This window comes from Dactylosporangium sp. NBC_01737 (assembly GCF_035963215.1).
In the GTDB taxonomy this organism is placed as follows: Bacteria; Actinomycetota; Actinomycetes; order Mycobacteriales; family Micromonosporaceae; genus Dactylosporangium.
The window spans coordinates 3445469-3464623 of sequence record NZ_CP109153.1; the positions used below are offsets into that span (position 1 = coordinate 3445469).

22 protein-coding genes are annotated in these 19155 nt (G+C 71.8%); 10 read left to right on the forward strand and 12 right to left on the reverse strand.

The window, feature by feature from the left end:
- Positions 1-712: 712 nt before the first annotated feature.
- Positions 713-1939 (reverse strand): GNAT family N-acetyltransferase, encoded by a 1227-nt coding sequence (locus OHA72_RS15495; protein ID WP_327008520.1) that lies wholly within the window; start codon positions 1937-1939, stop codon positions 713-715.
- 105 nt (positions 1940-2044) lie between these two features.
- Here OHA72_RS15495 and OHA72_RS15500 point away from each other — a divergent pair, with 105 nt between their 5' ends.
- Entirely contained in the window at positions 2045-3724 is a 1680-nt protein-coding gene (locus tag OHA72_RS15500; RefSeq protein WP_327008521.1) for a serine/threonine protein kinase, read from the forward strand.
- Entirely contained in the window at positions 3721-4437 is a 717-nt protein-coding gene (locus tag OHA72_RS15505) for a tyrosine-protein phosphatase (protein ID WP_327008522.1), read from the forward strand. Before OHA72_RS15500 ends, OHA72_RS15505 begins: the two co-directional genes overlap by 4 nt.
- A 290-nt stretch (positions 4438-4727) precedes the next feature.
- Here the strand turns inward: OHA72_RS15505 and OHA72_RS15510 are convergent, their stop codons facing one another.
- From OHA72_RS15510 to OHA72_RS15535, 6 genes are all read right to left on the reverse strand, one after another.
- Positions 4728-4889 (reverse strand): excalibur calcium-binding domain-containing protein, encoded by a 162-nt coding sequence (locus tag OHA72_RS15510; RefSeq protein WP_327008523.1) that lies wholly within the window; start codon positions 4887-4889, stop codon positions 4728-4730.
- A 306-nt stretch (positions 4890-5195) separates the two neighbouring features.
- Positions 5196-5354 (reverse strand): hypothetical protein, encoded by a 159-nt coding sequence (locus tag OHA72_RS15515; protein WP_327008524.1) that lies wholly within the window; start codon positions 5352-5354, stop codon positions 5196-5198.
- Between the two features lie 70 nt (positions 5355-5424).
- Positions 5425-6627, reverse strand: a complete 1203-nt coding sequence (locus OHA72_RS15520) for an RNA polymerase sigma factor (protein ID WP_327008525.1) — start codon at positions 6625-6627, stop codon at positions 5425-5427.
- A complete protein-coding gene (locus OHA72_RS15525; protein WP_327011571.1) occupies positions 6611-7012 on the reverse strand; it encodes a YciI family protein in 402 nt (133 codons plus the stop codon). Before OHA72_RS15525 ends, OHA72_RS15520 begins: the two co-directional genes overlap by 17 nt.
- A 5-nt stretch (positions 7013-7017) precedes the next feature.
- A complete protein-coding gene (locus OHA72_RS15530) occupies positions 7018-7791 on the reverse strand; it encodes an alpha/beta fold hydrolase (RefSeq protein WP_327008526.1) in 774 nt (257 codons plus the stop codon).
- Positions 7792-8439, reverse strand: a complete 648-nt coding sequence (locus tag OHA72_RS15535) for a DUF2625 family protein (protein ID WP_327008527.1) — start codon at positions 8437-8439, stop codon at positions 7792-7794.
- A gap of 118 nt (positions 8440-8557) precedes the next feature.
- On the opposite strand from OHA72_RS15535, the gene OHA72_RS15540 reads away from it, so the two are divergent.
- The gene (locus OHA72_RS15540) at positions 8558-9370 is read left to right on the forward strand and encodes an SDR family oxidoreductase (RefSeq protein WP_327008528.1); all 813 of its coding nucleotides are present in this window, start codon (positions 8558-8560) and stop codon (positions 9368-9370) included.
- A 74-nt stretch (positions 9371-9444) separates the two neighbouring features.
- On the opposite strand, the gene OHA72_RS15545 is transcribed toward OHA72_RS15540, so the two are convergent.
- Positions 9445-10209, reverse strand: a complete 765-nt coding sequence (locus OHA72_RS15545) for an SDR family NAD(P)-dependent oxidoreductase (RefSeq protein ID WP_327008529.1) — start codon at positions 10207-10209, stop codon at positions 9445-9447.
- Positions 10210-10230: 21 nt separating this feature from the next.
- Positions 10231-10791: an NADPH-dependent FMN reductase gene (locus OHA72_RS15550; protein ID WP_327008530.1), complete on the reverse strand. Its 561-nt coding sequence runs from the start codon at positions 10789-10791 to the stop codon at positions 10231-10233.
- A gap of 97 nt (positions 10792-10888) precedes the next feature.
- Here OHA72_RS15550 and OHA72_RS15555 point away from each other — a divergent pair, with 97 nt between their 5' ends.
- On the forward strand, positions 10889-11347 hold the full coding sequence (locus OHA72_RS15555) for a MarR family winged helix-turn-helix transcriptional regulator (RefSeq protein ID WP_327008531.1): 459 nt from the start codon (positions 10889-10891) through the stop codon (positions 11345-11347).
- A gap of 256 nt (positions 11348-11603) precedes the next feature.
- Here the strand turns inward: OHA72_RS15555 and OHA72_RS15560 are convergent, their stop codons facing one another.
- Positions 11604-12353, reverse strand: a complete 750-nt coding sequence (locus OHA72_RS15560; protein ID WP_327008532.1) for an SDR family NAD(P)-dependent oxidoreductase — start codon at positions 12351-12353, stop codon at positions 11604-11606.
- 91 nt (positions 12354-12444) lie between these two features.
- Here OHA72_RS15560 and OHA72_RS15565 point away from each other — a divergent pair, with 91 nt between their 5' ends.
- The 5 genes from OHA72_RS15565 to OHA72_RS15585 all read left to right on the forward strand — a co-directional run bounded on the left by OHA72_RS15565 (position 12445) and on the right by OHA72_RS15585 (position 17198).
- Entirely contained in the window at positions 12445-13041 is a 597-nt protein-coding gene (locus OHA72_RS15565) for a TetR/AcrR family transcriptional regulator (protein ID WP_327008533.1), read from the forward strand.
- Between the two features lie 392 nt (positions 13042-13433).
- Positions 13434-13775, forward strand: coding sequence for a hypothetical protein (locus OHA72_RS15570; protein ID WP_327008534.1), 342 nt, complete (start codon positions 13434-13436; stop codon positions 13773-13775).
- A complete protein-coding gene (locus OHA72_RS15575) occupies positions 13772-14122 on the forward strand; it encodes a hypothetical protein (RefSeq protein ID WP_327008535.1) in 351 nt (116 codons plus the stop codon). Before OHA72_RS15570 ends, OHA72_RS15575 begins: the two co-directional genes overlap by 4 nt.
- Positions 14119-15228 (forward strand): hypothetical protein, encoded by a 1110-nt coding sequence (locus tag OHA72_RS15580; protein WP_327008536.1) that lies wholly within the window; start codon positions 14119-14121, stop codon positions 15226-15228. Before OHA72_RS15575 ends, OHA72_RS15580 begins: the two co-directional genes overlap by 4 nt.
- Complete coding sequence (locus OHA72_RS15585) at positions 15225-17198, forward strand: cell division protein FtsK (RefSeq protein ID WP_327008537.1); 1974 nt, start codon at positions 15225-15227, stop codon at positions 17196-17198. The genes OHA72_RS15580 and OHA72_RS15585 overlap by 4 nt, the downstream gene beginning before the upstream one ends.
- 745 nt (positions 17199-17943) lie before the next feature.
- Here OHA72_RS15585 and OHA72_RS15590 read toward each other — a convergent pair.
- Positions 17944-18525 (reverse strand): hypothetical protein, encoded by a 582-nt coding sequence (locus OHA72_RS15590; protein ID WP_327008538.1) that lies wholly within the window; start codon positions 18523-18525, stop codon positions 17944-17946.
- Positions 18522-18845, reverse strand: a complete 324-nt coding sequence (locus OHA72_RS15595; RefSeq protein ID WP_327008539.1) for a PadR family transcriptional regulator — start codon at positions 18843-18845, stop codon at positions 18522-18524. Before OHA72_RS15595 ends, OHA72_RS15590 begins: the two co-directional genes overlap by 4 nt.
- Before the next feature lie 129 nt (positions 18846-18974).
- Here OHA72_RS15595 and OHA72_RS15600 point away from each other — a divergent pair, with 129 nt between their 5' ends.
- On the forward strand, positions 18975-19151 hold the full coding sequence (locus tag OHA72_RS15600) for a hypothetical protein (protein ID WP_327008540.1): 177 nt from the start codon (positions 18975-18977) through the stop codon (positions 19149-19151).
- Positions 19152-19155 lie beyond the last annotated feature (4 nt).

The window sequence follows — 19155 nt, forward strand, 5'->3', positions numbered from 1 at the left end:
CGTCGCGGGACCGGGCGGAGATCCGGGCGTCGGCTGGGTGCTGACCGGCGGATGGATCGGTGGCCGTGGCACCGGCGGATGCGGCTTCGCCACGGCCGACTCGGCCTCGGCCGCTGCCCCGCCGGGTGTCGCACCGGCGGTCGGTCCTGCCGCCGTCGCACCGGTCGTCGCCTCGCCGGCTGTGGCGCCGGCCGCAGCTCCGCCGGCTGTGGCGCCGGTCGCAGCTCCGCCGTGCGTGGCGCCGGTCGCAGCTCCGCCGGCTGTGGCGCCGGTCGCAGCTCCGCCGTGCGTGGCGCCGGTCGCAGCTCCGCCGTGCGTGGCGCCGGTGGCTGCCTCGTCGGCCGTCGCACCGGTGGCCGGTCCGGCAAGTGCCGTTGTCTCGTCGGATGCCGTGCCGGTCGTCGTCTCGCCGGGTGCCGCCCCGGCAGGTGGCGCGCTGCTGGTCGGGCCGGTCGGCGCACCGATCGTCGCGTCGGCCGTCGCCACGTCGCCCGGCAGGTCACCGTCCGTGGCGGCGTCACTGCCCGCAGCGGGCGCACCGCTCGGAGCCGAGCCGGGTGCTCCAGAAGCGTCAGGGGCCCCGGCGGCAGCGGCGGAGTCAGGGGACTGGGCGTCGGTGGTCACCGGCTGGTGATGCCGCATGCGGCGCCGCCGGCGCTGGATCCCACCCACATCACAGACCCTACCCGTTCGGTGCCCGTCAGCCGAGGTATCAGAAGATCTCGATCGACGCCGGGGTGACGTGCCAGCCGAAGGCGGTGCTGGCGGCGGCCACGGCGCCGGGGCGGTGCTCCTGGACGCGGCCGGCCGCGGCGAGCGCGCCGAGCTTCGTGCCGCCGAGATATGCCGCGCCCAGCTCCAGGACGTCGCAGCTGAGGTCGGCCGGCGCGTCGGTCGGCGTGCAGTTGACCAGGGCGCCGCCGGCACCGACGCGCAGGCGCCAGCGGCCCGCGTTGGCGGGCAGGAGGGCGTCGGTGACGTCCAGGACGACGTCGACGGGTGCGGCATACCGCCGGGAGGTCAGCGCCCTCGGCAGGTCCACGATGCGGACCCAGAGACCGTCGCCGACCTTGCCGCCGAGGCGGCGGGGCTCCTCGACGAGGTGGAAGACCGGGTCGTCGACGCTCGAGAGGCCCTTGACGACCGTGCGGGTCAGGTCGACGCCGAGCAGGAAGCGCCACAGCGCCGCGTGCGCGTCGGGGGTGGCGGCGACCAGCTCGACGACGTTGACCTCGCCCTTCGGGCCGTTGTCGTCCCACTCGTTGCGGACGCGGTACCGCGTGAAGCCCTCGACGGCACCGGCCGCGTTCTCGTACAGCACCGCGCGGGTCGCCGTGAACCCCTCGCGGTGCTTCTCCGGGTCGCTGGTGAGGTGCGCCCACCACGTGTCGTCGCGGCTGGACCAGCCCGGCTGGCCGGCGAGGACCCGGCTGTACACCTCGGAAAGCTCTTTGAGCACGTCGGACGGCACGGCCGCGCGCAACGTGCCGGTGCCGGCGCCGGCGGTGCCACGGATCGACAGCTCGCGGCGGTCGGCGCGGATGGTCACGTTCTGCGAGGCGAGACCGTAGCCGAACCGCTGGTAGATGCGGCCCTCCGAGGCCCACAGCACGGCGATCGCCTCGGGGGCGTTGCTCAGCTGCTCGGTCATCATGCGGCGCAGCAGCCCCTTGCGGGTGTGCGTGGCGGACACCGCCACGGCGGTGACGTGCGCGGCGGGGATGACAGCACCCGGCACGGCGAGATCGCGGGTGAGGATGCCGGCGGTGCCGACGATCTGCCCGTCGAACTCGGCCAGGGTGTAGCGGGCGGGGTCGATCACGGTGCGGATCGTGTCGGTCGGGTCGGGATCGCCCGTCACGTTGAACGCGGCTCGGATCACCCGGGCGAACGCGTCGATGTCGGCGGTCGTGGCGGCACGCAGCGAGTATCCGGTCACGCAGTCGTGTCTACCTCGTGACCTCCACTGAGCGCGACCGATTTCGTCGGCTGGTTACTCTCGGAAGTGTCCGGGGGCGGAAGTTTATCTGGGGGGAGTCGCACGATGACGCAGGGTGCGTTGCTGGACCTCGTGTGTGGTCCGGCGAGCCCTTTGCCGGAGACGTTCCAGCGCTACCGGCTCGTGGCCCACCTGGGCTCGGGCGGGCAGGCCGACGTCTACCGCGCGGTGCGTATCTGCGGTGGGGTGACGTCGGCACCGATGACCGTGAAGGTGTTCCGGATCGACCCGCAGCGCCCGATCGCCGACGAGCTGCGATCCTGGGACAAGGGCGACGCGGCGCTGATGGACCTCAACAACCGCGGTGTCGGCGGCATCTGCCGGCGCGCCGACGGCTTCTACGGCCCGCCGCCGCACCGGCCGGGGGAGCGCACAGCGCCGGGTGACGCCGTGCCGTACCAGGTCTACGACTACCTGCACGGGGTCAACCTGCGCGAGTACATCGCCCAGCGTGCCGGCATGGCACCCGGCGGGCGCAGGCTCAACGCGGTCGCCGCGCTGAAGACTCTGGGGTCGGTCCTGCAGGCGCTGCACCACCCGCAGCAGTCCGGCGCGACGGCCGTGTTGCACATGGACGTCAAGCCGTCGAACCTCATGGTCCTCGCCACCGGCGAGGTGCGGCTGATCGACTTCACCGGCGCGCGCTACTTCCGCGAGGAGGAGATCACCCAGATCGCCTACACCCCGGAGTCCGGCGGCCCCGAGGCGTTCGGCGGGGTGAAGTACGTCGGACCCGCGTATGACGTGCACGGCTACGGCGCCGTCGCGTACTTCATGGTCACCGGCGCGTATCCGCGCGTCGACGGCCGCACCGACCAGCGCAACCCGCAGGAGGCGTCCCCGCCGCAGTGGAACGTCCTGCGCCGCCACCCCCTGCTGGAGCGCATCCCGGCGCTGCGCGACCACCTGCACGCGCCGCTGGCCGACCGTCCGTCGGAGCGGCCCGACACCAGGGAGCTGCCGGCGTGGCTGGCGCACCTGTCGGAGCTGGTCCGCCGCTCCGGCCTGCCCGACGTCGGCTGCGACTGGGTCGAGCCGGAGAGCTCCGAGACCTCGCGCGCCATCGGCCGGGCCCGGCCGTCGGTCACGGGGACCGAGACGGACGCGTACCAGCGGATCGAACGCCTCGAACGGGAACTCGTCGCCCTGCGGGCGGGCAGCTCCGCCCCGACCGCCTTCCACATCGCGCCGCCCGTCTCCGCCCCGCCGGTCTCGGCGCCGCCGGTCAGTGGCGCCCCGGTCTCGCCGGCGGTCGCCGTCTCCGACACCGGCGTGCCGCAGATGCGCGGCCGGGCGAAGGTCATCCACCGGCCCGCTCCCGACCCGACCGGCATGATGCCGTCCGAGCCGGAGTTCGAGCGCCCCGTGTACCGCCCGGAGCCCGGCGAACGCGCCCGCACGCTCAAGATCGGCTGGGAGCTCACCGGCACCGGCGCGTTCATCGCCTTCATCTGCTGGGGCCTGTGGGCCCTGGACAGCGACGGCAGCCTCAGCGGCCCGTTCTTCGCGTTCCTGGTCGTGCTCGCGGTCGCCGTCGGCGTCTTCGCGCTGACCCGCCTCGTCGGCCGGCTCGTCCTGGAGCAGCGCTTCGGCCGGGTCCGCCGCAGCGCCAAGGGCGCCCATGCGCTCACCGGCCTGTTCCTCGCCGCGGCGGGCGTCGCCTACCTGCGCGAGGTCGGATGGTTCATGCAGTTCTGGAACTGGCTGACGGGCCTGTCCGGGTGAGGCGCTGGCGCCGCCGCCGCCGTCTTGAGGGGCTCGTCAACTTCCGCGACCTCGGCGGCCTTCCCGCGGCGGGCGGCGCGATCCGCCCGGGGCGCCTGTTCCGCAGCGACTCCCTCGCGTACGCCACGAAGTCCGACGTCGCGCACCTCCTCGAGGACCTGCGCGTGGCGACCGTCATCGACCTGCGCGGCGAGTACGAGGTCACCCACCTCGGCCGGGGCCCCCTCGCCGCGACCCGGGTCGGCTACGTCTCCGCCCCGATCACCGACGTCAGCGGCGCCGACGACCTGGTCGGCCACTACGTCGCCATGCTCGCGGAGAAGGGCGACGTCCTCGCCGGCGCCGTCCGTCTCCTGACCCACTCGTCGACCCTGCCGGCCGTCTTCCACTGCGAGGCCGGCTGCGACCGCACCGGCGTCCTCGCCGCGGTCGTGCTGAGCCTGCTCGGCGTCCCGGACGAGGTCATCGCCGCCGACTACGCCGCGACCGCCCCGGCGATGCCGCGCATCCACGAGCGGGTCGCCGTGGTCGTCGACCGCCTCGGCCTGCCCCCACGCCCGGCGTCGGTCCTGGACTGGACCCCTCAGGCGGCGATGATGCTGCAGACGCTGGAGCTGGCGAAGGACAGGTGGGGCTCGATGCAGGACTGGGCGCACACGTACGGGCTGAAGGACGACGAGCTCTCGGCGCTGCGCGCCGCCCTGGTCGCCTGACCCGCCGGCCGGCCGATGTTCAACGGCTGGATCTGGCCGCCTCGCGCTTGCCCGCGTCCAGCGGGGGGTGCCGATCTGCGATTTCCACCGGTTCGATCTTGGCAGCGTGATCAAAGGACGGCCCTGGTCGCTCGCCCGGCCAGGATGCGCCTTCGATCACCAGCGGGATCGCCCGAGCCTGGGTCGGGAACGCGCTGACCGGAACGCCGCTCGCGGCTCAGAGCCGACCTGGACCTCCGGCCGCCGCGCACATCATCCGGACGGGCGGGACGGGCGGGACGGGCGGCACCTCAGGTCTCGCAGGCGACGCCGTCGCCGTCGCGGTCCAGGGCCTTGCGGTAGCCGGGCTCGCCGCGGTGCAACGGCGCCGCGCCGGCGCGCTTCGCCTCTGCGCAGTTCGCGTAATACACGGCTGGCTTCTCGTCCGCCGGCTCGGTCGTTGCCCCGCCCATCGTGGGCACCGGCGGGACCACTACGGACGGCACCGACACGGCCGGAGGTGACGGGGACGGCGACAGCGACGGCGAGGGGGATGGCGACGAAGACGGCGAAGGTGACGCGGTCGAGGCGCCCACCAGTGGCTCCCCGGTCGCCTTTCCGGCTGACCCGCATCCGGCCAGCGCGAGCAGGACCACCACGGCGGCAACGAGATGACGACGGCTCATGACCGTGATCCTCCGCCGGAAGCCTTCGCCGGGGATCCGCCGATCGCCCCGCGAAAGATCACGCGAGGTCAGGACTACGCTACGTTCGGTCAGTCATTCGGCGTTTGTCCACCGGACCGGGAAGACGCCTACTCGCGCCTCATGGACGGGGTCGCCGGCGGTGACGTGGTCCGGGCGCTTCGTGCAGCGGACCGCGATGTCCCCGGTGGCGGTCGGGGTCAGCTTCACAGCGGCGCAGGTGGTGGTCTCCATGACCCGGGACCCTACTCGAACACCCGTTCGAAATCAGGCGGATCATGGAATTGACCTGCCGAAACGTCCGCTACGTGCCGGGGAGTCCCGTTCGGAGGCGGGCGGCGCGGCCGTGGAGGTACCGCTGCAGCGGCACGCTGCCGGTCAGCCCCGCCGCGGTCGTGTACGCCTCGCCGGCCGCGGTCGCGTCGCCCGACATCTCCAGCAGGTGACCGCGCACGGCGTGGAAGCGGTGGTCGCCGGCGAGGGAGGACAGCGACGGCAGCAGCGCGAGGCCCGCGGCCGGGCCGGCGGCCATGGTGACCGCGACCGCGTGGTTGAGCGCGACCATCGGGTTGTCGGTGAGGGTCATGAGCAGCTCGTACAGGGCGACGATCTGCGGCCAGTCGGTCGCGCCGGCGGACGGGGCCTCGTCGTGCAGGGCCGCGATGGCCGCCTGCACCTGGTACGGGCCGACGGGGCCGCGGGGCAGCGCCGCCGTGACGAGGGCGACCCCCTCGGCGATGAGGTCCGCGTTCCACAGGGTGCGGTCCTGGGCGTCCATGGGGACCGGGGTGCCGTCCGGCGCGGTACGGGCGGGCCGGCGCGCGTCGGTGAGCAGCATCAGCGCGAGCAGCCCGGTGACCTCGCTGTCCCCGGGCAGCAGCCGGTGCACGAGCCGGGTCAGCCGGATCGCCTCGACCGCGAGGTCGGGGCGGTGCAGGTCGGGGCCGGCGGTGGCGGCGTACCCCTCGTTGAACATCAGGTAGAGCACGTGCAGCACGGCGGCGGAGAACGCGGCGGGCAGCGCGAACGGCACCCCGCTGGTCTTGATCCGCTGCTTCGCGCGGCTGATGCGGCGGGCCATCGTCGCCTCCGGTACCAGGAACGCCCTGGCGACCTCGGCGGTGCTGAGCCCTCCGACGGCCCGCAGCGTCAACGCGATCTGGTCGGGTGCGCTCAGCGACGGGTGGCAGCACATCGCCAGCAGGACGAGGCTGTCGTCGTGGTGACCGGTGGACGGCGGAGGAGGTACCCACTCCGCCTCGCGCCGCAGCCGGGCCGACTCGCTGCGCAGCAGGTCCGTCAGGCGCCGCGACGCGACGGTGATGAGCCAGGCGCGGGGCGAGTCGGGGATCGCGCCGCGCCACTGCGAGGCGGCCGCGATCAGGGCCTCCTGGACGGCGTCCTCGGCGTGGTCGAAGTGCCCGTAGCGACGCACGAGCGCACCGAGGACCTGCGGCGCCAGCGAGCGCAGCAGGTCCTCGAGCCGAGGGTCAGAGCCCGAGCTCACCGGCGTGCTCGATGATCGGCCGCACGTCGGCGTAGGCGGTCGCGGCGACCTGCGGCGGTCCGGGGCAGTCGCCGAGGCGGGCGGCGATCTCGGTGGCCCGGTCGAAGCTGTCGACGTCGACGATCCAGTAGCCGGCGAGGACCTCCTGCGTCTCCGCGTACGGGCCGTCGGTGACCAGGGCCGGCACGCCGCTGATGCGCCGGGTGTGCACCGGCGCGCCCAGCGCCCGGGTCTCGACCAGCTCGCCGGACGCCTCGAGCTCCTGGTTGAACTTCGTCATGAACTCGCCCATGGCGGCGAAGTCCTCGCCCGTCCACACCGGCGCGTCCCCCGGCCGGCCGGCCATCTCGTCGTAGTCCTGCTGCGACGCGTACGTCAGGATCATGTACTTCACGGTTGCTCCTCTCCAGCGGCACCGTCCATCGGTGACGCCGGAGACGTCGGAGCGGATGTGCCGTCCCGGACAGCATCGCCGAGAAAGTGCATGACCGTCCTGCGGAACTCCTCCGGGGCGGTGCTGTGCACGCGGTGGCCGACGGGGACGGTGACCAGCTCGCACCGCGGGATGAGCGCCGCCATTTCGGCCAGCCGCACCGGTGCGATGTGGCTGGACGGCCCGCCGGACAGCAGCAGCGTCGGCGCGGTGATCGCCGGCAGCGCGTCCCACCAGCCCGGGTGCGCCTGCCGCAGCTGCGTGATCGCGGACGTCAGGGCCAGCCGGTCGTACCGGCGGCGCGGGTCGGCCGTGCCGATCGACAGCAGCAGCAGGCGGCCCAGCGACACCTTCCCCGCGCCCGTGTGGCGTGGCGGCACCGGCGGGTCCTCCAGCACGAGCCGCGTGACGCGGTCCGGCTGTGCCTGCGCGACCAGCGTCGCGGCGAACCCGCCGAGCGAGTGCCCGATGAGCGTCAGCCGGTCCAGACGGAGCCGGTCGAGCAGCGCGATGACATCGTCACGGTGGTGTTCCAAGGTGTACGGGCGGGAGCGCGGGCTGCCGGCGTGCCCACGCAGGTCGGGCACCACGACCCGGTGCCCGGCCGCGAGCAGCGCGGGCGTGAACAGGTCCCAGGTCGCCCCGCGGCTGCCACCGCCGTGCAACAGGACCACGGCGGGCGCGTCGGGCGGGCCGTCCTCGCGGTGGTGCAGCTCGACGGCGGCGTCCACTCAGGCTCCGAGCTGGTCGGCGAAGTCGTGCAGGACGCTGACGAGCTCCGTCATCGGCACCGGCCGGCGGCTCACCTCGGCGACGTCCTTGCCCTCGGCGGCGAACAGCGGCGGCCACGTGTGCAGGCCGGCGTCGAACGGTACGCCGGCGACCTCGTCCTGCCAGCCGGCCCAGCGCCAGCTCAGGTAGAACTGGTCGACCGCGCCGCCGAGCATGCCGTAGAGCCAGTCGGTGTACCCGAGGCCGAGGTCCTCCCAGCGCAGGGTGTCGGGCGCGAAGTAGTGGATCGTCGGGGTCGGGCCGTCGCCCTGCCGCCACACGAACTCGCCGCCCAGCACGTCCTGCGCGACGACCAGCCCGACGCCGGTGAAGCCGGCGTTGACCGTGTGGATGTCCGGCAGCCGGCGCTGCGGGTCCCCCGAGCCGAGGATCCGCAGCCAGCCGTCGTCGACGACCAGCCCGCCGGACAGATACACCAGGGATCCGAGCCACGACCTGGTGGTGACCTGGAGCCGTTGCAGGCAGGCCGCCGCCCTGTCGGGGTCGGTCGGCAGGATCTCCACCGCGAACGGTGACCCGCTGACCGCCGCCTCGACCTCGGCCCACGCCGACCGGTCGTCGGAGATCAGCTCGGCGAGCGAGCGCATGCCGCAACTGTACGGCCGCCCGCCGCGCAGACACGAACGGCGGATTTCCCCGGTGAATGACGGTCACTCACGTTCTCGCTCTGTCTTCGTGCGGATACTGAGAGTCACTATGTCGAACATGACTCGTCGCTGGTTGATCACCGGATGCTCCACCGGCCTCGGCCGTGCGCTCGCCGAGGCGGTCGCCGCGTCCGGACAGCAGGTCCTCGCCACCGCCCGCCGCCCCGAGACGCTCGAGGACCTCCGCGACGCGTACCCGAAAGCCCTCGCCACCTGCGCGCTCGACGTGCGCGACCCGGACGACTGTCACAACGCCGTCCACGCCGCCATGGCCCGCTTCGGCGGCGTCGACGTCCTGGTCAACAACGCCGGCTACGGCCACTTCGGCGCGGTCGAGGAGGTCACCGACGCCGAGCTGGAGGCCCAGTTCGCCACGAACCTGTTCGCGCCATGGCGCCTGACCCGCATGGTGCTGCCCCACATGCGGGCCCAGGGCCACGGCGACGTCATCATGGTCTCCTCGACGGCCGGCCGCCTCGCGTACCCGGGCCTCGGCGCCTACACGGCCGCCAAGTACGCCCTGGAGGGCATGGTCGACGCGTTGTCGCAGGAGCTCATCGGCACCGGCGTGCACGTCGTCTCCGTCGAGCCCGGCTGCTTCGCCACCGAGTGGGGCACCACGCTCACCGAGTCGAGCCACCTCGACACGTACCGTGACGTCACCGGGCCCATGCTCGCCGGCTCCCGCGCGATGAAGCAGCTGCCGATGGCCAACCCGCCGTCGCTGTTCGCCACCGAGGTGCTGCGCCTCATCGCCTCCGAGGAACGCCCCACCCGCCTGCCGATCGGCGCCGACGCCTGGCAGGCCCTGCTGGACGCCGCGCAGCGGGAACACGCCGCACTGCTCAACGCCCGCCCCGTCACGGTCTGACGTCTTTCAACGGCGGTCTTCCGCTGTATGCCTGCGCGCCGGGCCGGGCGGCCCGGCGCGCAGGTCCTGTGGCGTTACCAGGCGGTCGCGCCGCCCTCGACCGGGTAGTTGGCGCCCGTGATGTAGGACGCCCGGTCGGAGGCGAGGAAGGCCGCGAGTTCGACGATCTCCTCGGGTTGCGCGAAGCGCTTGAGGAGCGTCTTGCCGGTGATCGCGTCCCGGGCCGCCTGGTTGTCACCGAGATCGCGGTCGCTGGCCGGAGTCAGGACCGGCCCGGGGCTGATCGCGACCGCACGGATCCCGTGGCGTGCGCCTTCGAGCGCGAGCTGGCGGGTCATGCCGATGACGCCGGCGTTCGCGGCGCTGTGCCCGACCATCGCAGGGACCTCACCGCCGATCATGCCGGCCATGGAGGCGACGTTGATGATGACGCCACCACCGCGCCGGACCAGGTGCGGCCACGCGAACTTCGACACGAAGAAGGGGATGTCGAGCTCGCCCGCGATGGTCGTCCGCCAGTCCTCGACGGAGAAGTCCGGCATCGGGCCGAAGCGTTGGATGGCCGCATTGTTGTACACCACGTCGAGCTGGCCGTAGGTGGCCACGGTGTCCTCGACGACCCGCCGCGCCTGCTCCGGATCGGTGAGGTCGACCGGCGCGATGCCGGTCATCTCCCCGCCGGCGTGACGCACGAGTTCGACCGTTTCGTCGTTGGCGGCGGCCTGGATGTCACATCCGACGACCGTTGCGCCCTCCCGCGTGAAGATCAGCGACGCGACACGACCCTGGCCGCCCGCGGTACCGGTGATCAGCACGACTTTCCCGTCAAGCGTTCCCATGGAAGTACCTCCTGATGCGATTCAGTGGGCGCGCATCGGCGCGAGTGCGGTGCTCCACGCCACGACCTGCCCCAACATCGCGGTGAGCGACTCGACCTGGAAAGCAGAGGGCACGAACACCGTGAAGTCCTTGAAGTCGGTGAAGAGCGACAGCGCCACCTGGCCGCGCACGTCGGCCATCTGCAGCTCGCCGGCGATCAGCCGCAGATGCTCCACGGCCCGGGTGCCGCCGGCCGCGCCGTAGCTGACGAATCCGACGGCCTTGTTGTTCCATTCGCCGTACAGGAAGTCGATGGCGTTCTTCAGTGCACCCGACGTGGAGTGGTTGTACTCCGGGGTGACCATGACGAACCCGTCGAAGGAGGCGATCGTGTTCGCCCACTGCAGGGTGTGCGGCTGGGCGTACCGGCCCATGGAGGGCGGCAGCACCTCGTCGAGGTGGGGGAGCTTGTAGTCGAGCAGGTCGACGAGCTCGAACTCCGCGTCGGTTCGCTGCGCCGCGACCTGGTGCACCCAGCGGGCGACGGCCTCTCCGTTGCGGCCCGGACGGGTGCTGCCGAGGATGATGCCAATCCTGGTCATCGGTGGGACTCCCGTTCTAGAAGTAAGTGCTTGCTTCGCCAAGCAAGTACCAACCTAACCGGGATAACTTGCTTCGCGAAGCAAGTAGAGTGTGGTCATGACAACAGCGCGTCCGACGCCGCCGATGACCCCCGACGAGGACGCCCTGGTCCGCGCGCTCCCTCGCCTGATCTACGCGCTCCCCCGCGCCATCGACGCGGACCTGATGCGCGAGCAGCACTTGTCGCTCAGCGAGTGGACCGCCCTGATGCGGCTGTCCGAAGCGCAGTCGCTGCGCATGCGGATGGGCGCGCTCGCTGCGGCATGCGAACTCTCACTGAGTGGCATGACCCGCGTCGTCGCCCGCCTGGAGACCCAGGGGCTGATCGAACGGGTCAGGAGCGACGACGACGCCCGCGGGTGGACCGCCGTCCTCACCGGCGCCGGCGGCGACCGGCTGCGACAGGCGTGGCCGAGCAACCTGGCCAGCGTCCGCCGGCACTTCCTCGACCACCTCGAGGGGGTCGACCTCACCCGGCTCGCCCGCGCGATCCAGCGGGTGGCGGTCGACCACTGACCACACCGCCGGCGCGGCATCCACGCGGCGCCTCCAAGGGGACTGTCCCCCTGGGGGCGCCATGCTCCGCCCGGTATGCCACATACTTCCGGGTCCACACCTCGGAGATGCCATGATCAAAGGCCGGAGTGATTACCCGGGCGACCAGTCCTGGCCTTCGATTTGAGCCCGGAGCGAAGATCGCCGGCCGAACCGTGGTGCGTCCGGCGACTCCGGCAGTGGGTCGGCGCCCCACTTCGGGGAACTCGGCGGTCGATCAAACCTGGTTCTGGCCGCCGTCGACCATCAACTCCGAGCCGGTCACGAAGCTGCTCTGCGGCGAGGCCAGGAACAGGACCGCGTCGGCGATCTCGTCCGGGCGACCCATCCGGCCCAGCGGCACCGTGCTGGTCAGGAAGTCCTTCAGGGCATCGGCCTGGTCGGCGGCCGGGGCCAGGCCGGTCAGGCCGGGGGTGTCCACCGGGCCCGGCGAGACCGCGTTGACCCGAACGCCGCGATCCTTCAGTTCGTTGGCCCAGGTGCGGGCGAAGGAGCGGATGGCCGCCTTCGAGGCCGCGTAGACGCCGAACGCGGCGCTGCCGGTCGAGGCGGCCGTGGACGACGTCAGGATGACCGACGCACCCTCATTGAGCAGGGGGACGGACTTCTGCACGGTGAAGAGCGTGCCGCGGACATTGATGCCGAAGGTCTGGTCGAAGTGCTGCTCGGTGACCTGCTCCAGGGTGGCGAACTCACCGCCGCCGGCGTTGGCGAACAGGACGTCGATGCCCTTGCCGTGCTGGCGGACCGCGGTGTACAGGCGGTCCAGGTCGTCAAGATCGGAGACGTCGGTCTGGACCGGGATCGCGTTCGGTCCGACGTGGACCGCGGCGGCGTCCAGTTCCGGCTTGCGCCGGCCGGCGATGAAGACGGTGGCGCCCTCATCCGCGAGGCGCCGCGCCGCGGCCAGGCCGATGCCGGTCGTGGCGCCGGTGACGACGGCGGTCTTGCCTGCCAGTTGTGCCATTGGGGCCTCCTCCAGTTGTGTACCGATCGGTACCGAATCAGAAGCTAGCACGCCGTCCCCCGCTTGTGTACCGATCGGTACTATTGAGGTCGTGAACACATCTGCGGTCGGCCGGCCGCGCGGCTTCGACGTGGATCAGGCCCTCGAACGGGCCCTCGTCGTGTTCTGGCGACAGGGATACGAGGGCGCCTCGCTCAGTGATCTCACCGCCGCCATGGGAATCAACAAGACCAGCATGTATGCGGCCTTCGGCAACAAGCGTGAGCTGTTCGACAAGGCACTCGCCCGCTATGCCCGGGTGGAGATGGCCTATGCCGGCGCGGCGCTGGCCGAGCCGACCGCCCGGCGGGTCGCGGAGACCTTCCTGCGGGAGAACGTCAATGCGGTCACCACCCCCGGCAGGCCGCCCGGATGCTTCTCGATCCAGGGTGGCCTGTCCTGCGGGCCGGACAACATCGATGTCTGCGAGACCCTCGCCGCCTCCCGCAAGGGCGGCGAGCTGGCGATGACGGAGCGGTTCCGGCGTGCGGTGCGAGAGGGTGATCTAGCCGCCGATGAGGACCCCGACCGGCTCGCACGGTATGTGATGACAGTGTCGGAAGGGCTCGCCGTGCATGCGTCGGCCGGCGCCACCCGGGAGGAACTGGCCGAGGTCGCCGAGCTGGCGCTGCGTGCCTTCCCGCGCTGAGGCCGAGAAGGATCTGCGCAGAACGAACCTGGAGCGGGCGATGAGAATCGAACTCACACCGTCAGTTTGGAAGGCGCACCGGTCTCGTACACCCGTGCGCATGGGCTGCCATTAGCCCAGGTCAGAGGCAGTTTCGGACCTCGATCGACTACCGTCCCGCGCGGTGAATGTTGCCCGCGCGCTCCGTGATGTGACATCCGTGTGAGACGCGCCAACCGGTCACGATCGGTCGGGCGGACTGTATGCACGTGATGCACTCAGGGCACATGATGACTTGTGTGCACATCAAGATGATGCGAGAATGATCCCAGCCAAACAGACGGCCCCCGGCGGTGCTCGAACACCAACCGAGGGCCTTGATCGCCCCGTGGAGGCGACCCGTGAACCATCGTATGCAGCACCCCCGACACAACCCGCTCAACATGGCGGGATTGGTGCTCGGCGACTTCGACCCGGCGCGCGCCGGGCACCCCGCCTACTGCTCGCCCGCCCTGTGCACCGCTCGCCAGACGGGCGGCGCGCACCGCAGCACGCCGACCGAGCTCGGCAGCGGTGCCCGCCTGTCGCTCGTAGGCGCCGACGGCAGCCCCGCCGGCCTCGAGCTGGTCCAGCTGGGCACGGTGCGCACCTGGTGGCCGCAGACCGAGCGGCAGAGTGTCCGCGCGTGGCGTGAGCTGATGCGGCACCTCACCGGCAGCACGGCGCGCGGCGCTGCGGCGGGTGGTGCCCGATGACCGCCCCGGTGTGGCACCCCGGGTGGTGCGACCGGCGCCACGCCGCCGACTGGCCCGTGCACGGCGCGCAGATCGGCGCCGACCTGGAGCTGAGCCACGACCTGGCGTACGCGGTGCTGCTGCAGCAGGTCGACGGCTCCCCGGCGGAGGTCAACCTGATGCGGCACACCACCGACGAGACGTCCCTGACCCGCTTCTCGATCGTCGAGGCGGCGATCCTGCGTGACCTGCTCGGCGAGGGCCTCGGCCTGCTCGCCTTGGAGGTCGGTCGCTGCCCGATCCATCCCGGCCAGTCGGCTACCGACTGCGGCCCCTGCCGCGCCGAACGCCCCGGAGGCACCCAGTGAAGCTCACCCTGAACCAGGCGTTCTATGCCGTGGTCGTGACCGGCGCCCTGGCCGGTGCGTCCGACGTCGCTGCCGACCGGCTCGGCTGGCGCCTGCCCGCGGCGGTCGCTGTCGTCGGCGCGGTCGAGTTCGGCGGCGTGGTCGTCTCCGCGCACGCCGACCGGCGCCGGCGCATCGGGGAGCGGGCGATCTCCGCCCGGGTCGTGTCGGCGCTGATCGCGCTCGGCGCGGTCACCGTCAACGTGTGGGGCCACATCAGCAACCCGTTCCAGGCTGCGTTCTTCGGCGGCCTCTCGGCCCTGGGGTATGCCGTGTGGCTGCTCGACTCGGGCGCCCGGTACCGGGACGCACAGCGGGCCGCCGGGCGCCTGGAGGCCATTCCGCCGGTCTACGGCGTGTGGCTGTGGCTGCGGCATCCCGGGCTGGCTCGCCGGGCGCGGCACCTGGCGCTGACCACCGGCGCCGACAAGCTCGGCTCGCTCGACGCGGCCCGCCAGCAGGTGCGCACGGAGCGGCGACAGGCGGCGATTGCGGCGACGCTGCGCCAGCGGATCGCCGAGCGGGTCGGGCCGGTCATGGCCGACGTCGCCGTCAACACCTTCGACCTCGATGAGGTCGCGATCCGGCTGACCCGCGGTGCCGATTATGACGGCCTGGCGGCGCTGCTGGCGGCCGAGCTTGTTCCGGCCCGACTGGCACCGGTGACCGTCACCGGGTCGACCGTTGTCGAGCGGGAGCCGGAGCGGGTTCCGGCGGAGATCACGGCGGGCGAAGTTCCGGTGCCGATGGTGGCATTCGCCGAGGTCAGCGGCCAGGCGACGGCGGCGCCGGTTCCGGAGATCGCCGCCGTGCCGGACGTGCAGACCCCGGCGCCGCGCAAGCCCCGCAAGACGGCCGCCGCCTCCGCGCCGAAACGGTCGGCGGTCGCCACCCGGCAGGCCGCGCAGGCGATGGCCAGCGGCGGCATGAACGTGCCGGAGATCGCCACCCTGCTCAGTCTCAGCGAGCGGTACGTGCGGCAGGTGCTTGCGCCCGTCCGCGACGACCAGCCGGACACGGAGCGCATCAACGGTGCCGAGGTCGAGATGGTCGGGGTGACGGCATGACGGCGCTCGAGCATGACCAGCAGCGGTTCGACACGTCGTTTGAGATCGACCTCGGCGACGAGCCGGACCCGGGCCGCGCGCCCGTATACGTCGACGTCGTCACCCGGGACCACGAACGGCGTCCGATCATCCCCGCCACCCTCCGCGGTGTCGACAACGTCAAGGCAGCCGGGCGGCGGGCCGCGGGCCGGGCCGGTCACACCCTGGCGTATCACGCGGTCCGCAGCCCGCTCTACATCGTGCTGGCCGCGTTCTGGGCGCTGGTCGGCGTGGGCCGGCTCGTCGGGCGTCAGCTGCGCTGGTGGTGGGTGCTGGAACAGCACGCACTCCGGCAGGACGCTGCCACCCGCAACGACGATGCGGCGTGGCTCGCCCTGCACCGGGAGGCGCGGTCGGCGCGGCTGTGGCGCGGGAGCGTGCTCGGCGCCGAGCTCGTCGCGGTCGTTGCTGCCGGCCTGGCCCTGTACCTGGTCGCGCCGTGGTGGGTGCAGGCGGTCGCGGTGGCGGTCGTGGTGCCGGTCCTCGCCCGTGTCGGGCGGCCGGTCGGGAAGCCGATCGTGTCGGCGGCGGTGGTCACGCCACGGTTCAACACCGGGTCTGAGGTCGTCGTGGACCTGCCGTACGGGGCGCGGTTCGCCGACGTCGTCAAGGCCAAGACGTCGATCGCGTCCGGGCTCGACGTCACCGACTTTCAGGTGTTCCTGACCGCGGACAAGACGTCTGAGCGGCGGCACCGGCTGTTTGTCGCCGACGTCAACCCCCTGGGTGTCCCGGCCGGCCGGTCGCCGCTGCTGGACTGCAGGCCGCGGTCCGTGTGGCGGTCGTTCCCGCTCGGCTTGGACGAGCGTGGCCGGCGGGTCCTCGTCGACCTGCTGTGGCACTCGTACCTGGTCGGTGCGCAGCCGCGGAAGGGGAAGACGTTCACGGCCCGTGCTATCGCCCTGTTCGCCGCCCTGGACCCGTTTACGAAACTGTTCATCGTCGACGGGAAGAACAGCCCCGACTGGCGGAAGTTCGCGCTGGTCGCTGAGCGGATGATCTACGGTGTCGCGGCGAACCGTGACGGCGACCCGGTCGATGACCTGCTGGGGGTGCTGCGGCTGTTCGTCAAGCACATCGAGGCAGTCAACGACCAGCTGTCGACCCTGCCGATCAGCGAATGCCCGGAGGGGAAGCTGACGGAGCAGTTGGCCCGCGACCCGCGGTACCCGGACCTGCGGGTGTGGGTCCTGGTCATGGAAGAGTTCCAGGTCTATTTCGAGACGGTCGACCAGGAAGCCAACAAGGAAGTTGCGCAGCTGCTCGCCCGGATCCTGGCGCAGGGCCCGTCCGCGGGCGTGATCCTGCTGTCGAGTTCGCAGAAGCCGTCCGGGGTCGGCGCCGGGGATGTGGGCCGGCTGTTCAACCGGTACCGCGACAACCACGATGTGCGGTTCGCGCTCAGGTGCGGTAACCGGATCGTGTCGGAGGCGGTGTTGGGCGGCGACGCGTACGCCGAGGGGTACGACGCGTCTTCGCTGCCGGTCGGGCCGGAGTTCCGCGGGATCGGCTACCTGTACGGGCTGACCGATGACACGCCGTTGGTCCGGACGTACCTGGCTGACGCTGAGGACGCGGAGCGGATCCTGCTCGCCGCCCGCAGGCATCGTGAGGCGGCGGGGACGCTGTCGGGGATGGCGGCCGGTGAGGACGTCGCCCGCGTGGTCCGTGACCCGCTCGCCGATGCGCGGGGTGTGTTCTACGCCGGTGAGGCGCGCATCTCGTGGCCTGAGCTCGCGGCGCGGCTCGGCGATCGGCTGCCCGAGCACTACGCCGAGGTGACCCCCGACGCGGTGTCGGCGCTGCTGCGTGGCCTCGGCGTGCCCGGCAAGTCGGTCCGTGACCCGAAGTGGTTCGAGAAGGGTGTCGGGCAGGGTTGCACGCTCGACGCGATCGACGCCGCGGCGGCCAAACGGGCTGTTTCGGCGTGATGGTCGGCAACCACGCTACGCGCTACACGTCCACGTCTGTGCAGGTCACAGGCGTGGGCGGTGTAGCGGACCCCTGTAGCAGCCGCGCTACGCGTAGCGCGGGGCGTGCTACGGCAGGCATCGACATCCGGGAGTGCGCATGGACCTGAAAACCTTCGCCGTCGCCTTCGCCACCGTCACCGTGTGGGCGGTCGGCTATGCCGCTGCGTGCGCGTTTTGGCCGTTCGCCGCGTGCGGCCGGTGCAAGGGTGCCGGGAAGCTGCGGAGCCCTTCGGGTCGGGCGTTCCGGCTGTGCCCACGGTGCAAGGCCAGCGGTCGTCGGCTGCGGTTCGGGCGCCGGGTCTACACCCACGTGACCCGAGTCCGAGGCAGCCAGTGAGGTTGCCGCACCGCAGACCGCCGGCGGCCCGTGACGCCGCGCGCCCCGCCCGGTTCGACGAGGGCGGACATCCCGAGTGGTGCGCCGGCGGGCATCGGTGCGGCCTCGGCGAGCACCGAAGTGACCCGCATGCCGTCGACGTGCCCGGCGTCGGGCGCATGATCGTCGTGCGGGTCCTCGCCGTGGACGGCTCCGAGCACGCCGAGGTGCGCGGGTCTGTGCGCCTGCCTGAGCAGGAGGGACAGGCGAGGGGACGGCTACTTCGCCTGCTCGCAGATCTTGCGGTCGCGCTGAGAGGTAGCTCGGCATCAGGGCGTGGTGGCGCAGGCTCCCGCGGGTCGACGGCGCACGTTTGACCGACCTGTTTTACGTAGGGCGTGCACCCAGCAGCACCTCAGCGGCGGCCCTCGCGCCCCTGCGTGAGAAGGCGATGCGAGCTATTGAACGCAGGAGGACGAGGTCCTTCCTCACGAGGCGACGGACGCTGCCCTGGTCGCGGACCGCGAGGCATTCGAAGGCACAGCGCAAGATCACCACGACAGGCAGCAAGGCACTTCTTGAGAAGTAGCGGCCGCAGAAGCGGAGCGCCCGAGTGGCCGGATGCGCCGCGCGGCTGGACGGATGGTAGGCATTGACAAGACCGATGAAGAGGTTTCTCAAAAGCTCCGCCTCGACGCTCCCGAGCGTGGCGACCGACTGTCGCCCGAGCCTCCTACTTAGCCCGGCCAACACGAAGCCAGCAGCGGTCATGAGCTTGAGAATTCCGCCCGGCCGCTCAGCCACGAGAGCAGCCCACTCTTCGGAGTAGATCTCGCGACGATCGGGATCAGTCGTCCATAGCCTGGCCGCCACCGGGACAATGCGGAGCGCGGCCCACTCGAAGACGCTGAGCAGGTCGCCGAGCGCCCAGCCGATCAGCCCACCGATGACGATCTCGGTCCAGTTCACGCGTGGGCCTCCCCGCCGAGCAGGTGACCCCAGCGCGAGGCGGTCTGCGGGCGGCGCTCGGCGAGCAGCTGGCGCGCGTGCGCGCGGCCGTTCGGGGTGAGCTTGTAGAAGCGGCGGCGCGGCCGGTTGTCGGTCGGGCCGAGCTCCTCCCACCGCTCGGTGAGCAGCTCGGCGCCGGCGAGGCGCTCCAGGATCTTGTACACGGTCGGGCCGGCACGCTTGGTGCCCTTGATGATCGCCCAGCCGTGCAGCTCGAAGTCCTCGGCGGCGAGCAGCGCCTCCAGGACATCGAGCGTCGGTTGGGTCACTCGCTCGGTCATGCGGCTAACTGTACTACATGAATTAGACCTAGGTGAAATAAGGCGTGCCTGGGACTGTCGCTAGGTTTCCGCAGGCCAGATCACGAGAATCCGTGCCATCGAACGCGTGTTCTAGTAGCGTCCGCTGGCATGGAACCCACCTCGGGCGCGACCTGCGGCGCCACGAAAACGACCCCCACGGCGAACGGCGACATCGAGGTGCCGTGCGCAAAGTCGGCGGGACACGTCGAGCGCGGCGACCCGGTGCACGAGGGCAGGGTCGGGGTCTTCCCCGTCCGCTGGACCGATCAGCCGTCCGACCAGTAGCCCG

What these genes read in the sequence shown, in the direction of transcription:
- OHA72_RS15500 (WP_327008521.1), top strand. Translation starts at nt 2,045, where the DNA reads ATGACGCAGGGTGCGTTGCTGGACCTCGTGTGTGGTCCGGCGAGCCCT.
- OHA72_RS15510 (WP_327008523.1), bottom strand. Translation starts at nt 4,889, where the DNA reads ATGGGCGGGGCAACGACCGAGCCGGCGGACGAGAAGCCAGCCGTGTAT.
- OHA72_RS15515 (WP_327008524.1), bottom strand. Translation starts at nt 5,354, where the DNA reads ATGGAGACCACCACCTGCGCCGCTGTGAAGCTGACCCCGACCGCCACC.
- OHA72_RS15525 (WP_327011571.1), bottom strand. Translation starts at nt 7,012, where the DNA reads ATGATCCTGACGTACGCGTCGCAGCAGGACTACGACGAGATGGCCGGC.
- OHA72_RS15535 (WP_327008527.1), bottom strand. Translation starts at nt 8,439, where the DNA reads ATGCGCTCGCTCGCCGAGCTGATCTCCGACGACCGGTCGGCGTGGGCC.
- OHA72_RS15540 (WP_327008528.1), top strand. Translation starts at nt 8,558, where the DNA reads ATGACTCGTCGCTGGTTGATCACCGGATGCTCCACCGGCCTCGGCCGT.
- OHA72_RS15545 (WP_327008529.1), bottom strand. Translation starts at nt 10,209, where the DNA reads ATGGGAACGCTTGACGGGAAAGTCGTGCTGATCACCGGTACCGCGGGC.
- OHA72_RS15550 (WP_327008530.1), bottom strand. Translation starts at nt 10,791, where the DNA reads ATGACCAGGATTGGCATCATCCTCGGCAGCACCCGTCCGGGCCGCAAC.
- OHA72_RS15555 (WP_327008531.1), top strand. Translation starts at nt 10,889, where the DNA reads ATGACAACAGCGCGTCCGACGCCGCCGATGACCCCCGACGAGGACGCC.
- OHA72_RS15560 (WP_327008532.1), bottom strand. Translation starts at nt 12,353, where the DNA reads ATGGCACAACTGGCAGGCAAGACCGCCGTCGTCACCGGCGCCACGACC.
- OHA72_RS15570 (WP_327008534.1), top strand. Translation starts at nt 13,434, where the DNA reads ATGCAGCACCCCCGACACAACCCGCTCAACATGGCGGGATTGGTGCTC.
- OHA72_RS15575 (WP_327008535.1), top strand. Translation starts at nt 13,772, where the DNA reads ATGACCGCCCCGGTGTGGCACCCCGGGTGGTGCGACCGGCGCCACGCC.
- OHA72_RS15585 (WP_327008537.1), top strand. Translation starts at nt 15,225, where the DNA reads ATGACGGCGCTCGAGCATGACCAGCAGCGGTTCGACACGTCGTTTGAG.
- OHA72_RS15595 (WP_327008539.1), bottom strand. Translation starts at nt 18,845, where the DNA reads ATGACCGAGCGAGTGACCCAACCGACGCTCGATGTCCTGGAGGCGCTG.
- OHA72_RS15600 (WP_327008540.1), top strand. Translation starts at nt 18,975, where the DNA reads ATGGAACCCACCTCGGGCGCGACCTGCGGCGCCACGAAAACGACCCCC.